This window comes from Nitrospira sp. ND1 (assembly GCF_900170025.1).
Classification (GTDB): Bacteria; Nitrospirota; Nitrospiria; order Nitrospirales; family Nitrospiraceae; genus Nitrospira_A.
In genome coordinates this window covers 1,947,319-1,961,069 of the sequence record NZ_FWEX01000006.1, presented here as the reverse complement: position 1 = coordinate 1,961,069, position 13,751 = coordinate 1,947,319, and the positions used below count along the sequence as shown (strand labels likewise).

Sequence of the window (13,751 nt, the reverse complement as noted above, 5' to 3'; positions counted from 1 at the left end):
ACATCGATGTCCGGACGATGGCCCCGACAAATTCTCTTCGGCGACATCGACGCCATGTTTGCGTCGGCAGCCGTTCTCGCTGATCCGTCGCTGGCAGGCAAACCGGTTGCCGTGGGCGGGCCTCCGCCTCGCGGCATTGTGGCAGCGGCGAGTTATGAGGTGCGTCGCTTCGGGGTGCGATCGGCGATGCCGACCATTCAGGCCATGCGGCTCTGCCCTCAGCTCGTTCTCGTACCGCCTGACCGGCCGCTATACACGCGTTTGCACCGCCAGCTTCAGGACATCACCGACCGGTTTTTCCCGGAAACCGAGTGGACAAGTATCGATGAGTTTTACGCGGATACGACCCGATTGCAAACGCGGCATCCCGATCCGCGTGAGTTGGGGCAGGCGCTCAAAATCGACATTACCCGCGTCACGGGCCTGACCTGCACCATTGCCCTGGCGTCCGGCAAGACCGTCGCCAAGATCGCCGCCGATGCGCATAAGCCCGACGGGCTCGCCGTGATTGAACCGGGCTCGGAAGCGGCGTTCCTCGCCCCGCTGCCGATTCGCTCCTTGCCGGGCATGGGTCCCAAATCCACTGAAGCCATCGAGCGCCTGGGCATTCACACCGTCGGCGATCTGCTCGAACCCCGCTTCGAACAATCCCTCATCCGCCTGCTTGGCTCGCGGCTGGCGGCGTTTCAATCACTCGCTCGCGGCCACGACTCCGATCCCGTGGTGGCCGATCGCGAGGCCAAGAGTATGAGCCATGAGACCACCTTCGACGAAGACACCAACGATCCGGCCTTGCTGGAACCGATCATCCACGGATTTCTCGAAACGTTAACGCACGATCTCCGGCTGGAGGGTCTGGCCGCCGGGTCATTCACCGTGAAGCTGAAGGATTCGCACTTTCGCATCACCACGCGGCAACGGAAGTTCTCGTCACCGGTGAACTACGATCCGGATATGTGGCCGGACATCCGCCTCGCCCTCGCCGAACTGCTGCAGCCGCGATCGCGCTATCGCCTGGTGGGCCTCGGGCTGTCGGATCTGGTTCCTGCTCCTGAACCCTTGTTCGACCGGCGGCAGCGCGACGCGGTCGCCATACTCGACCGGTTGATCCAGCAACACGGCACCGGCGTGGTTCGACTGGGAGGACTTCCACAGGGCGGGGACAGCCCAAAGAAGCGGGGACGTCGCACGGAAAACTGACCACCGGATTGCGGTAAGGCCGTCGTGGATTCGTGGTGGCAGACTTTTTCCACATCCTGTTAAGATGAGTTTTTCGCAGGCGAGACCACGATGCACACCAAAGTCACCACGCGACAAGAACTTGCCTCACGACTGGAAGAGCGCCGTCGGCAGGGACAACGCATCGTCTTCACAAACGGCTGCTTCGACCTGATGCACATCGGCCATATCCGCTACCTGCAAGCGGCTCGCAATCTGGGTGATGTGCTGGTGGTCGGCGTGAATTCCGACGAGTCCGTGCGCGCCCTGAACAAAGGCACCGATCGTCCCATTGTGCCCGATGCCCAGCGAGCCGAGGTTCTGGCTGCACTGGCCTGCGTAGACTATGTGGTGACCTTTTCGGAACCGGACCCCGGCGCCCTCATCGCAACCCTCCAGCCGGATATTCTCGTCAAAGGTGGAGATTGGTCCGTTGACCGGATTGTGGGACGGGAGACGGTCGAGGCCCGCGGCGGCCGCGTCCAGACCATTCCACTCGTTCCCGGAGTGTCGACGACCACCCTGGTGCAACGTATTCGCTCCACGACAGCGTAAAGACCGCTGATGAACTTCAGTTGTCAGAACAATCAAAAAATGCAGGATGGTCAAAAAATTCGTCCAGCGAGGCCGCAGCGAGCAAAGAGGCGAAGCGTACTCTGTGCTGTACGTTGAGCCTCTGCGCGATGCGAGAACGAAGCTGGCCGACTTTTTCACCATCCTGCTAAGGATATTGTGCCTCCCCTGATCCCCTTACATCTGACTCAGTGGCTCGCGCCGGCGCGAGAAGCCCTTCGCAGTGGCTCAGGCAAGCCCTGCCTCATGGGGTTGCATGGCTCGACCGCCGGCTTCGGCTTGGCGCTCCTCACGCACAGCCTGCCGTCTCAGCCCCTGGCCGACCGTTCCTGGCTGATCGTCGCCAAAAACGATGACGAGGCAGAGCGCCTCTATCGCGATACGCTGTTCTTTAGAACGCTCTGCGGACAGTCCGGAGACGACCTGGCGCTGTTCCCGAAATGGGAGACGCTGCCCTATGAATCGACGGTCCCCCACATCGATCTGGTGGCCCGCCGCATGCAGACGCTCAACCGCCTCTGCACCACGGCGCGCACGGTGCTCTTCACCTCCATCCCGGCCTTAACGCAGCGGGTGCTGCCGGCGCTGGTTTTCACCGACGCGATTTTGCAGTTTCAACCGAATGGTTCCCTGGAGCGGGAAGTGCTCGTCTCCAGCCTGTTGCGGTTGGGCTACCGGAAGGGATCGGTGGTAGAAATTCCCGGTGAGTTCAGCATTCGCGGCGGGATCGTCGATATCTATTCGACCGCCTATGCCGACCCCCTACGGGTGGAGTTTCTCGGCGACACGATCGAGTCGATCCGCTTCTTCGATCCGGCCACACAAAAATCGACCGACAAGATCAAACAGGCCTGGGTGCTGCCGGCCCGCGAATTGATTCGCCCCGAGGACGCGCCCGATGCCCTCGCGCCCCTGGCCGCCGACGCCGAATGGCATGCCCCATCGGTCTACGGGACCATGGACAGCCTCCTCGACTATTTCCCTCAGCCGCCGGTGCTCGTCCTGGATCAACCCGGCACGCTGAAAGCTCACACGGAGGAATGTTGGCAGGCTATCGAAGAAGGATTCCTGCGTCACGAAGATCGCACAGATCCGAATCCCTACCCGACACCGGACAACCTGTACCTCACTTGGGACCAGATTCTCGCCTCGACCCAAGGCTACGCCACGCTCGCGCTTGAGCCGGTCACCGCACCGGACGCGAGCTGGGACCCGGTCCTGACCTGCCCGGCTCAAACCCCCGCCAGCGTGGGACTGGGCCAACGCGGCACCGCGTTCAGCCATACGCTGGAGATGCTTGATCGCTTGCGCGAAGGCGGACCCGTCGTCCTGGTGGCCCGCAGCCAAGGCCAAGTCGGACGCCTGCTGGCGTTATTTGGCGAACACGACCGACCGGCTGTGGAATGGAAGCCCTCGGCGCTCTCGGCCGGCGGCGCGCAAAAGGCGCCGTTTTCAGTCTTGAACGGCGAAGTCTCGGCTGGTTTTCTTTCTCCCGATCTGCGACTGGTGGTCCTGACCGAAGAAGAGCTCTTCGCGAAGGGCGCCCGGCACAAACCGCAGCCCAAGAGCAAAGCCGCCACCTTCCTCTCCTCGCTGGAAGATCTGAACATCGGCGACTACGTCGTGCACATGCAATACGGCATCGCGAAGTATCAGGGGCTGCGTCGGCTCTCGGTGCAGGACTTCGACAGCGACTTTCTGGTGCTGGAATTCGCCGGAACCGACAAGCTTTATGTCCCGCTCGATCGGCTCAGCCAGGTCCAACGATACGCGGGAGCGGATGCCCACGTACCCCGCCTGGACCGCCTGGGCGGCACCAGTTGGGCCAAGACGACCGCGCGGGTTAAAAAAGACATCGAAGAAATGGCGCACGAGCTCGTCGATCTTTACGCCAACCGCGAGCTGGTTCATCGCACCTCGTACGGTAAAGACAGCATGCTCTACCACGAGTTTGAAGCGGCCTTCGAATACGAAGAAACGCCGGATCAGCGCAAAGCAATCGAAGACATTGCCAACGACCTGGCCTCGACCAAGCCCATGGATCGCCTCGTGTGCGGCGACGTGGGCTACGGCAAGACCGAAGTGGCGATGCGAGCCGCGTTCAAGGCCGTCGAGGAAAATCGACAGGTGGCCGTGCTGGTGCCGACCACGCTGCTCGCACACCAGCATTACGATAACTTCGCCGAACGGTTTGCGCCCTTTCCGACCCGCGTCGCCCTGCTGTCACGATTTCAATCTCCAAAGGACACGAAAGCGATCGTCAAAGATACGGAAGCCGGCCTGGTCGATGTCCTCATCGGCACCCACCGGCTGCTCCAAAAAGACGTGAAGTTCCGTAACCTCGGCCTTGTCATCATCGACGAGGAGCAATGGTTCGGTGTGAAACATAAGGAACGGTTGAAACAACTGCGCACCCAGGTCGATGTGTTGACCCTGACGGCGACGCCGATCCCACGCACATTACAAATGACTATGGCGAGTGTGCGCGACCTCTCGATCATCGATACGCCCCCGTCGGGACGACTGGCGATCCGCACTCAAGTCCTCCGCTTCAGTGAAAAAGCGATCCGTGAGGCGATTCTTCGCGAACTCGGTCGAGGCGGACAAACCTACTTTGTCCACAATCGGGTGGAGACCATGGAGCGGATGGGCGCCTGGCTCCAGGAACTGGTGCCGGAAGCCCGCATCGTCATGGCCCATGGCCAGATGGACTCGAAACCGCTGGAAGCTGTGATGCTGAAATTCTTCCACCGGGAAGCGGATATCCTCATTGCCTCCGCCATTATCCAATCGGGCATCGACGTGCCGACCGCCAACACCATCATCGTGAATCGCGCCGACACGTTCGGACTCGCCCAGCTCTATCAACTCCGCGGCCGAGTCGGGCGGGGCGGCGAACAGGCCTACGCCTACTTCCTGGTGCCGGATGAAGGCAACCTCTCGGAAGATGCCCAGAAGCGGCTGACCGCCATCCAACAGTTTACCGAATTGGGATCGGGCTTCCGCATCGCCGCAGCGGATCTTGAAATTCGCGGTGCTGGGAATCTGCTCGGCAAACAGCAATCGGGCCATATTGCCGCCGTCGGGCTCGATCTCTACCTGCAAATGGTGGAACAGGCGGTCCAACGCCTGAAGGGCCAGGTGGTGGAGGAAGAACCGGATCCCACGCTGCGTCTCAGCGTCTCCGCCTATATTCCAGAAGACTATGTGGCCGACAGCCACCAGCGCCTGTCGCTCTACAAACGACTGTCTTCCTGCGGACAACTCGGCGACCTTGCGCTGATGCACGGAGAAATCGAGGACCGCTACGGGCATCCGCCCGATCCGGTCGAGCGTCTGTTCGAGCTCATGCAAATCCGGCTGCTGGCCAAGCAACTCCGGCTGAGCTCTGTGGTCGAGCAACCGCATGCGGTCGTGATCACCTTCGATCCCAAGGCCACGGTCTCCGAAACCGCCGTGCAAGCCCTGATGGACCGATACAAGAAACGACTACGGTTTCTGTCGCCGCTGTCTTTTGAACTCCAGATACCGCATGAAGACTGGAGTTTGGTCTTTCCAGAACTCAACGCAACCTTGCAAACCCTCCACGTCTGTGGTACCAACAATCAAGGGCCACGCACGGCCTCGACCTGACCTTCGTAGAGGATGCTCCGCCCCGACCGCATGACGCCACCGCGCACACGACAGATTTCATCCTGGCAGACACGATTGACCAGCGCCGCGCTGGGTCTCTGCGCGCTCGGGTCGTTGGCCGCCTGCACCGAACCACCGCAGGAAGAGCCGGTGATCGCGATGATCAACGGCCGATCCATTACTCAATCCGAATTCGACATCCGCTGGGAAGACCTGTCGCAGGCCACGCGCGCGCGCTACGAAAAGGAAGGCGGGAAACGCCGTTTTTTGGATGAATTGATCATGCGCGAACTGCTGATGCAGGAAGCGCGCAAGCAGGGTTTGGATCAGTCCGATGAGATTCGCGAAAAGACCCTGCGCTACCGCGAGCAGCTGATTCTGGATGAGTTGCTCAAAGACCGGATTAAGACCAAGGTCGAAGTCAGCAAAGAGGAACTGGACGCCTATCTGGGGAAACACGCCAATCAGCTCCTGGCCAATCCCAAGGTGCAAGTGTCGATTATGCTGCTGCCGAACGTCTATGCGGCCAAGGACCTCAAACGGCAGGTCGAAGCCGGCGGTAATTTCACGCGATTCGCGCTGCGGTATTCGATCGATGAACGCAGCCGCGCCAAGGGCGGCGATCTGGGCCCGTATAAAAAAGGCCTGCTGGAACCGGAACTCGATGCGTTGATTCCTTCTCTGCACCCCGGGGTCATCAGTGATCCGATCAAGACCGCGCAGGGCTATTACCTCGTGAAGGTCAGCCCCCTGGAGCCGGAAATTCTGCAGGCAGACCAGGCCACCCGCGAACGACTCCGCCAGGAACTGTTGGCCGAGAAGCGCCGGAAACGGCTGGACGACGTGTTTGCCGAACTTCGCACCGGTGCCACGATCCGCCTGGCCGACGCAGCTCGTTACGTGACCGATGAACCAGCGCGCCCGTAACCGCCCGCGCACTCCCCTCCTGCATACTCTCCGTCTTCACCCGTCCGCGTTTTTCATCTCCAGAGCGCTCCCTTTCTGAAGCCTCGATTGTGTACAATCCAGCAACCCTATGAACGATCAATCGCTGTCCGCCCACACGTGCCTCCATGGCTACCGGTTCTTCTTGTCCCAGAAGGGCAGGCCTGCCCCAGGACTCGTTCGCAGCACGACCGGGCTCACGACCACAGGCGCGCTCTTTTTCTGCCTCTGCTTACTCTTCGTCCTGATCGCCAACGCGGAGGCCGCCAAGCTGGAAGATCGCATTGTCGCGGTCGTCAATTCCGACCTGATCATGCTGTCCGAATTGAAGCGCGACCTGCTTCCCGAGCAAGACCGGCTGCGCAAGCTGTACAAAGGCGAAGACCTGGAGCGCCGCCTCAAGACGGCTGAGGCCATGGGCGTCACGAAAATGATCGAGCGGAAACTGCAGCTGCAGGCCGCGAGGAACAAAGGTGTGGACGTGTCCGATCAGGAAGTCGTGCAGGCAGTAGAAGAGATGAAGAAACAGGGCGAGGCCATCGACAGCGCCGACCCGAACACCGCCAGAAGTATTCGCGAACAGTTGACCTTAATGCGAGTTGTCGACCGCGAAGTCCGCGGCCTGATTATGGTAGCGGACTCGGAAATGAAACGGTACTACCAGGAGCACCAGGATCGGTTTGCCTACCCCGAGGAATACCAACTCAGCCAAATCCTGATCAAGCCGCGCACGCCGGACGGCCTCTCCGCCGCCCATGGACGAGCCGAAGCGCTCCTGGCAACCCTCAAGCAAGGTGAACCGTTCGAGGATCTCGCCCTGCGCTTTTCCGACGGCGCGGATGCCTCGCGCGGCGGGCGGCTCGGCCTGGTTCGACAAGGCGAGTTGATTCCCGCGCTGGAACAGGCGCTGACATCCGTGGATGTGGGGCAGATCACGGGCATTGTGGAGACGGCGGAAGGGCTGCACATCGTGCGGGTCGACGACAAAAAGCCGCGTCAGTTTCGGCCTTTTGAACAGGTGAAGGCCGAAATTCAATCCCTCGTGTTTCAGCAGAAGACCGAGGATCAGTACCAGATCTGGATGGCCGATCTCAAAAACAAAGCCTACATCGAGATCAAGTTTTAAACTGCGTACGAATCTCGCCCCACAAGGCGTCCCGCCCCTCATGCGTTTCAGCCGAGTACAGCACAATCGGCACCTCGGGCCCCAATCCGCAAGCAGTTCGCACGGCAACGAGGCTGGGCGCCCGCTCGCTTTGCCGCAATTTATCGGCTTTCGTCAGGACGATGATCATGCCGCACCCCAGAGACTGGACCCACTGTACCGTCATCACATCCTGCGGCATCCACACACGTGCCTCGATCAACAGAATCACAGCCCCGAGGGACTGTCGCTGTTCGAGATACTGCTCGATCATCGGCCCCCATTGCGCCCGCATGGTTTTGGAGACCTTGGCGTAACCGTATCCGGGCAGGTCGACCAGCGACAGCAGGGAGAGCTTCGGATCCGAGGTGCGGACCGTAAAAAAATTGACGGCGCGTGTTTTCCCCGGCGTCTTGCTGACCTTGGCCAGCTTCTTCCGGTGAAGCAGGGAATTGATCAACGAGGACTTCCCGACATTCGATCGGCCGACAAACGCGATTTCCGGCAATCGGTCGGGAGGAAACTGTTCTGGGGAGACCGAACTTTTGATAAACTCAGCGCTGAGTAATTTCATGGTGATCTACCGCGTACCGACGTGCGGGATGTACGTTCACCTCCGGGGACAGGGGCCGGACCGGTGCAACACCTCGTATCCTCATAGATAGAGTGTCGGGAATGAGCAAGTCAACTGGCAGCCTGTTCGGCCGAATGCTGTTGTGGGCGACCATCCTGGTCGGTCTCCCCGCAGCCGCCTTGGCGTTGTATTGGCTGGTGACGCTGCCGGACGTCTCGCACCTGGCCAAACATCACCCCACGGAAACGGCGGTCATGGAAGCCCGGCGGGCTCAGGCCAAGGAACAAGGCCATCCTCTGCACATCAAATTCTCCTGGGTCCCTCTGGCTCGAATCGCGCCCGCCCTTCAGCGCGCCGTGGTCGCCGCCGAAGATGCCTCGTTCTTCGCGCACGAAGGATTCGATTGGGAAGGCATCAAAGATGCCGCCCTGTACAACCTGGAAGTCGGCGAATTCAAGCGCGGCGGCAGCACCATCACCCAGCAGCTGGCGAAGAATCTGTACCTCTCGTCTGAACGCTCCCTGCTACGGAAGGCTCGCGAAGCCCTCATCACCCGTTCCCTGGAACATCATTTGACGAAGGAACGGATCTTGGAATTGTATTTGAATGTCGCGGAATGGGGGCAGGGCGTATTCGGCGCGGAAGCGGCCGCGCGGCACCATTTCGGGAAATCGGCCAAGGAGCTGACGATCGACGAAGCGGCGTTACTGGCCGCGATTCTTCCCTCCCCGCGCCGGTATGACCCGATCCGCCATACCGCCTACTTGAATCGACGGCAGCACCACATCGTCCGATGGCTGGAACGGGGCAACGGACGCAGAGCCGGCTCACTCTCGACGAACCGACAGGCACCGGAGCCGCACGACCTCGCCCCTTCTGAAAACTGAACCATAACTTTACCAGCACGGTCCGCACGATGCTGCGGAGAGCATTCGCTACTCAGCATCCCCGACTGCCGCTACGTCTCGTTCCCCGAAAATCGCCGACTCGTGTCGATAGTATTTAAATTCGAGGAGATTCCGGGAGGGATCTTGGAGAAAGAAGGTGAGATGTTCGATGCGGGTACCGGCAAACCGCCGCCTGGGCTGTTGGTAAAACGTCAGGCCCTTCGCTTTGGCGCGATCGGCCAGCGCCTGCCATTCTTCTTCCTGCGTCAACACCAGCCCGAAATGACGCGGATAGACGCCCTTCTGCGGCACTGTCGACTGGGTGGAGAGATGGGCGACCAACTGGTGCCCGGCTAGTCCGAAGGTGACGGCGGAGGTGGATTCCCGACCCAGCACACAACCGAGACCCTCGACGTAAAATTGCTTGGCTGCGGCGAGATCGTGGACAGGAAATGCGAGGTGAAAGAGTGCCGGCATACGCTGATACCTCTGGTCACTGTATCAGCCTCTTGCGCGACTAGGCAAACCGACCTTTCACGTGCGGGCGGCCGTCGCGCCCGATCACACCGGCCACCATGTTCGGCGTACTGTGTCGAATGGCGAACCGGCCATCCGGCGAGAGCACCAACACCCCGGCCGTGCCGTGAATACGCTCTACGACCTTCCGAAGCACCCGATTTGCCGACCGCAGCGGACTCAGGCCGCTCGCCAATAAATCGCTGATCTCTTTCGCAACGGCCACTCGAATGATGCTCTCCCCTAATCCCGTCATGGAGACCGCTCCGGCCTCATTATCGGCATAGACCCCGCATCCGATCAACGGCGTATCGCCGACCCGGCCCGGCAACATCACATCCACCCCGCCGGTTGATGCGCCGGCAGCCACCGTTCCGTCGAGATCCAAGGCCACCGCGCCCACGGTTTCCTTGCCCAAGCTGCGCGCACGGAGGCGGCCCGTCTGCATGATCGCCTGATGCAAGCGCAACGTGTGCTTCAGCCCGGCCCGCGGCCTCAAGTCCTTGGGCTGTGGCCCTGCTGTCCTCTTGGCACGGGGCGCGCGCTCTAATCCGAAATAGTCCGCAAAGCGGGAGGCTGATTGCCCGACCAGCAACACATGGGCCGTTTTTTCCATCACCAGCCGCGCGGCAGTGATGGGATGGACGATACCCTCGATGGAGGCCACAGCCCCTGCCCGCAGATCGCGCCCTTCCATCATCGAAGCGTCCATGCGCCGCACTCCATCGAGCTGACGGTTCGAGCCTCGCCCCGCATTGAACAGTCCTGACTCCTCCAGCAGGCGAATGGCTTCTTCCACGACCGACAGCGCCGGGGTTCCGGCCATGAGTAGTCGGTGGCCCTCGGCCAAGGCGGTCTCGACGCAGGCGGCTTGAGCGACGGTCATGGCGCGGCGTCCCGCGCCACCGTGAATGAGCAGGATCGGTCGTGATGGTTTCAATTCAGCAGGAGATCTTTCACGCGGCGGCAGGCAGGATCTTGCATACGATCGAGGTCCGACCGGACGAACCCCAAACCGGTCACACACAGCTCGAAATTTTCCGACAGCTTCCGGAACAACGGGGAATCCTGCTCAGGGTCGTAGCTGCCGTACTCGGCGACCAACCCGTACGAGCGTTTGCCCGTCTTCACGTAATCCACCAGAAAATCTTTATGGTAGATGCGGCCCACGCTCTTGAGGCGGCGGAGATATTCTGGAAACAGGCCGGTCATGAAGAGTGTAAAGTCGCCGATATGGCGGTGCACTTCGCGCTCCCGCTCGAAGGATTGCGCTTCCAACAGCACTTCGGATTCGAACAGCATCTCGACGACGGAATCGACGGCGCGGCCCTGTGTATTCTGGATTTTGTAGAGTTGGTCGGTGTGAGCGAATTCGACGAGCAGGTTGGAGACGTACTCGGTGACATTCAGATCGGGCCACCCGAGGTGTTCGGTGAAGCTTTTTTCCGTCAACGCTCCGAAGAGCTGTCGGAGTGGATGGCTGCGAGAAACGGGACTTCCCATCTCGACCTCCCGGGCAATCCCTGCCCTTTGAAAATAGTATAGCAGACCATGCTCAACCCAAGCAGACTTTCTCCCTGACTCCTTATCGGCATCCGCGATCAAGACTTGAGAGTCGGAGCCGATGCTCCTCGCCGGCTGTCCAACAGGAACGTCACAGGGCCATCATTCAGCAATTCCACTTGCATGTGCGCCCCGAAGAGCCCGGTTTCCACCGTCAGACCATCCGCCCGCAGCCGACCGACCGCCTGCTCGTACAATGTACGCGCCTCCTCCGGTAGGGCAGCTAGGTCGAACCCTGGCCGCCGGCCTTTGCTGGTATCGCCGAGGAGCGTAAACTGCGAGACGAGCAACAGCGCTCCGCCGGCCTCGATGAGCGTACGATTCATCTTCCCCTGCTCGTCGCCAAAAATCCGCAGGGTCTGAAGCTTCTCAACGATATACAGCAGGTCGCGCTCGTCATCCCCCTTCGCGACACCCAACAGCACCAGGAGACCTGCGCCGATCCGGCCAATGATCCGGCCTTCCACTTCAACTGACGCGCGTGTGACCCGTTGAATGACAACCTTCATACATCATCCTTCACAGACCGACAACCAGCCACAATCACTGAGCATTCCGCAGTTGATTCAACGTGCCTTCCAAACTCAACAGGCGGCGCTTCAACGGCAATCCGCAAGAAAATCCACCTAGCGAACCGTCGTGCGAGATGATCCGGTGACAGGGCACCACGATGGGGACCGGGTTGGCCCCGAGCGCCATCCCCACCGCCCTGGCATACTGCTTTCCACCCACACGCATGGCCACCCATTGATAGGACCGCACCCGGCCATAGGGAATCCGTGTGATCGCCTTCCAGACTTTCCGCTGAAACGGCGTGCCGGCCGAACAATCCACCGGAAAAGAAAACTCGCGACGCGTGCCCGCAATATAGGCCACAAGCTGCGCGCGCGCCTCTTCCACGATCGATGCGGCTGCGCCGCCGGCCTCAGCCGGTTGCTGCCGGGCAGCAGGATCCGACGGCGACAAATCAATAGAGGTCACGCCCTTCTCGGAAGCCGTAATCCTGATCAAGCCCCAAGCGGTCTGAAACGTGATTACGTGCGTCATGTCAGGCCGCCCCAAACTTCTTCGCCACTCGTCCCAATTTCCGCTTCACCATTCCTAACACCACGTCCAATTCCTCCGAGCCGAGCATAATATGCACCCCGAGATATCCGATGACGCTGACTCCGATTCCACCAAACAAGGCTGCGGATTTCACGACCCACGCACCGTCCTGGTCCCACAGGGACGCATTCGCGACCCAGAGGCACATCACTGCGACCGGAATGCAGGCCCCCAGCACTCGAAAAGCCGACCATACAATCGAACCCCAATCGACACGCCCCAGACGCCGGTGCAACACGGCGACCAGGATACTCCCATTCAGCATGGAAGCCAGTGCCGTGGCCAGAGCCAGCCCCGCGGCATCCAGCAGCGTCATCAACCACAAGGACAACAGAATATTCGCCCCGACCGCAATCCCCGCAGTGACCGCCGGCGTCCTCGTATCCTGTAGGGAATAAAACGCGGAGACGATGATACGCACTCCGGCAAAGGCCCACAACCCGACGGCATAACAGAGGAGCGCCGTCGCCGTCGCCACTGTATCGGCTTTGGTGAACGACCCATGCTCGAACACCAGATGCACGATCGGGTGCCGCAAGAGGATCAGACCCAACATCGCCGGAAGAATGATGAAAAAAATCATTCGCAGGCCGAACCCGATCGTTGTCCGCAATTCATCAAGCGCCCCACGGGCGGCCTGCGCGGAGAGCGTCGGAAGAATCGCCGTCGCGAGCGCCACGCCGAAAATGCCGAGCGGAAACTGAATGAGCCGCATGCCGTAAAACAAATAGGTCGGGCCACCGGCGAAATACGAGGCCAGGATTGTACTCACGGTGATATTGATCTGCGTCACCGACAACCCCAGCAACGATGGCACCATCAACCACCCGATGCGCTTCACACCCGGATGACCGGGCTGAAACCGCAGACCGAACAACATCCCGCGGCCTTTTAAACCCGGCAGCTGCATCGCAAATTGCGCCACCCCTCCGACGACGATGCCGATCGCCACGCCGATGATGGGCTCCGGCAACCAGGGCGAGAGGAACATCATGCAGGCAATGGTGAAAATATTGAAAAAAACCGGCGAGAAAGCCGGCGCCGCAAAGGCGCGCAGTGAGTTCAGAATCCCCATCGCCAGGGCCGCCAGGCTGATAAAGATCAGATAGGGAAACATCATCTGCGTCAACAGCGTCGTCAGCGCCAGCTTGTCCGGACTTCCCCGGAAACCCGGGGCAAGGAGCCAGACAATCCCCGGTGCCGCCAGAATCCCCAGCAGGGTCACTGCGGTGACGATTGTCAGCAGCGTCGTGAAGGTGGCGCTGGCCAGTTCCCAGGCATCCCGCTTGGTCTTCAGCGTGTGATATTCGGTAAAGACCGGAATGAAGGCGGCGGACATCGACCCTTCGGCGAACAGTTCCCGCAATAAATTGGGGATGCGGTATGCGACAAAGAACGCGTCGGCGGCGGGGGTCGCGCCAAAGAGTCTCGCTAACACCATGTCGCGGACAAAACCGAGGATGCGGCTGGAAAAGGTCGCTACGCCGATGAGGCCCGCCGCCTTGACGACGGAACGGGTTTCATCCGGAGCTGGTCGAGATGGTTCAACGGAGGCGGCGGGATCCGACATTAATCGGGATTGTAGCGAAAC

Annotated in this window: 13 protein-coding genes; 6 read left to right on the top strand and 7 right to left on the bottom strand. The window is 60.6% G+C overall.

Going from position 1 to position 13,751, the window contains the following annotated elements:
• The first annotated feature begins 6 nt into the window (after positions 1 to 6).
• From NSND_RS13980 to NSND_RS13960, 5 genes are all read left to right on the top strand, one after another.
• On the top strand, positions 7 to 1,200 hold the full coding sequence (locus tag NSND_RS13980; protein WP_159450789.1) for a DNA polymerase Y family protein: 1,194 nt from the start codon (positions 7 to 9) through the stop codon (positions 1,198 to 1,200).
• Positions 1,201 to 1,290: 90 nt separating this feature from the next.
• Positions 1,291 to 1,773: a D-glycero-beta-D-manno-heptose 1-phosphate adenylyltransferase gene (gene rfaE2 / locus NSND_RS13975; protein ID WP_080879586.1), complete on the top strand. Its 483-nt coding sequence runs from the start codon at positions 1,291 to 1,293 to the stop codon at positions 1,771 to 1,773.
• Between the two features lie 177 nt (positions 1,774 to 1,950).
• Positions 1,951 to 5,424, top strand: coding sequence for a transcription-repair coupling factor (gene mfd, locus NSND_RS13970; RefSeq protein WP_080879585.1), 3,474 nt, complete (start codon positions 1,951 to 1,953; stop codon positions 5,422 to 5,424).
• A gap of 30 nt (positions 5,425 to 5,454) precedes the next feature.
• Positions 5,455 to 6,351 carry a peptidylprolyl isomerase gene (locus tag NSND_RS13965; protein ID WP_159450788.1) on the top strand — a complete coding sequence of 299 codons (897 nt, stop codon included), beginning with the start codon at positions 5,455 to 5,457 and terminating at the stop codon, positions 6,349 to 6,351.
• A 109-nt stretch (positions 6,352 to 6,460) separates the two neighbouring features.
• A complete protein-coding gene (locus NSND_RS13960) occupies positions 6,461 to 7,495 on the top strand; it encodes a peptidylprolyl isomerase (protein WP_080879583.1) in 1,035 nt (344 codons plus the stop codon).
• On the opposite strand, the gene yihA is transcribed toward NSND_RS13960, so the two are convergent.
• On the bottom strand, positions 7,485 to 8,087 hold the full coding sequence (yihA, locus tag NSND_RS13955; protein ID WP_080879582.1) for a ribosome biogenesis GTP-binding protein YihA/YsxC: 603 nt from the start codon (positions 8,085 to 8,087) through the stop codon (positions 7,485 to 7,487). The two genes, NSND_RS13960 and yihA, sit on opposite strands and share 11 nt — an antisense overlap.
• 101 nt (positions 8,088 to 8,188) lie before the next feature.
• Between yihA and mtgA the strand changes: the two genes are divergently transcribed.
• On the top strand, positions 8,189 to 8,974 hold the full coding sequence (gene mtgA, locus NSND_RS13950; RefSeq protein ID WP_080879581.1) for a monofunctional biosynthetic peptidoglycan transglycosylase: 786 nt from the start codon (positions 8,189 to 8,191) through the stop codon (positions 8,972 to 8,974).
• 48 nt (positions 8,975 to 9,022) lie between these two features.
• Here mtgA and NSND_RS13945 read toward each other — a convergent pair whose 3' ends face one another.
• The 6 genes from NSND_RS13945 to murJ form a co-directional block, all read right to left on the bottom strand.
• Positions 9,023 to 9,451, bottom strand: a complete 429-nt coding sequence (locus NSND_RS13945) for a VOC family protein (RefSeq protein ID WP_080879580.1) — start codon at positions 9,449 to 9,451, stop codon at positions 9,023 to 9,025.
• A 40-nt stretch (positions 9,452 to 9,491) separates the two neighbouring features.
• Positions 9,492 to 10,430, bottom strand: a complete 939-nt coding sequence (locus NSND_RS13940; protein WP_143833556.1) for an isoaspartyl peptidase/L-asparaginase family protein — start codon at positions 10,428 to 10,430, stop codon at positions 9,492 to 9,494.
• Positions 10,427 to 10,993, bottom strand: coding sequence for a hypothetical protein (locus tag NSND_RS13935; RefSeq protein ID WP_013250806.1), 567 nt, complete (start codon positions 10,991 to 10,993; stop codon positions 10,427 to 10,429). The genes NSND_RS13940 and NSND_RS13935 overlap by 4 nt, the downstream gene beginning before the upstream one ends.
• Positions 10,994 to 11,091: 98 nt before the next feature.
• Positions 11,092 to 11,562, bottom strand: coding sequence for a D-aminoacyl-tRNA deacylase (gene dtd / locus NSND_RS13930; RefSeq protein ID WP_080879578.1), 471 nt, complete (start codon positions 11,560 to 11,562; stop codon positions 11,092 to 11,094).
• A gap of 34 nt (positions 11,563 to 11,596) precedes the next feature.
• Positions 11,597 to 12,100 (bottom strand): methylated-DNA--[protein]-cysteine S-methyltransferase, encoded by a 504-nt coding sequence (locus tag NSND_RS13925; protein ID WP_080879577.1) that lies wholly within the window; start codon positions 12,098 to 12,100, stop codon positions 11,597 to 11,599.
• Between the two features lies 1 nt (position 12,101).
• Positions 12,102 to 13,730 carry a murein biosynthesis integral membrane protein MurJ gene (gene murJ / locus NSND_RS13920; protein WP_080879576.1) on the bottom strand — a complete coding sequence of 543 codons (1,629 nt, stop codon included), beginning with the start codon at positions 13,728 to 13,730 and terminating at the stop codon, positions 12,102 to 12,104.
• Positions 13,731 to 13,751 lie beyond the last annotated feature (21 nt).

Excerpts from the sequence above, each read along its gene's own strand:
- murJ (WP_080879576.1), bottom strand. The coding sequence starts at position 13,730 with ATGTCGGATCCCGCCGCCTCCGTTGAACCATCTCGACCAGCTCCGGAT.
- mtgA (WP_080879581.1), top strand. The coding sequence starts at position 8,189 with ATGAGCAAGTCAACTGGCAGCCTGTTCGGCCGAATGCTGTTGTGGGCG.
- yihA (WP_080879582.1), bottom strand. The coding sequence starts at position 8,087 with ATGAAATTACTCAGCGCTGAGTTTATCAAAAGTTCGGTCTCCCCAGAA.
- NSND_RS13925 (WP_080879577.1), bottom strand. The coding sequence starts at position 12,100 with ATGACGCACGTAATCACGTTTCAGACCGCTTGGGGCTTGATCAGGATT.
- NSND_RS13945 (WP_080879580.1), bottom strand. The coding sequence starts at position 9,451 with ATGCCGGCACTCTTTCACCTCGCATTTCCTGTCCACGATCTCGCCGCA.
- NSND_RS13935 (WP_013250806.1), bottom strand. The coding sequence starts at position 10,993 with ATGGGAAGTCCCGTTTCTCGCAGCCATCCACTCCGACAGCTCTTCGGA.
- dtd (WP_080879578.1), bottom strand. The coding sequence starts at position 11,562 with ATGAAGGTTGTCATTCAACGGGTCACACGCGCGTCAGTTGAAGTGGAA.
- NSND_RS13980 (WP_159450789.1), top strand. The coding sequence starts at position 7 with ATGTCCGGACGATGGCCCCGACAAATTCTCTTCGGCGACATCGACGCC.
- NSND_RS13960 (WP_080879583.1), top strand. The coding sequence starts at position 6,461 with ATGAACGATCAATCGCTGTCCGCCCACACGTGCCTCCATGGCTACCGG.
- NSND_RS13965 (WP_159450788.1), top strand. The coding sequence starts at position 5,455 with ATGACGCCACCGCGCACACGACAGATTTCATCCTGGCAGACACGATTG.
- rfaE2 (WP_080879586.1), top strand. The coding sequence starts at position 1,291 with ATGCACACCAAAGTCACCACGCGACAAGAACTTGCCTCACGACTGGAA.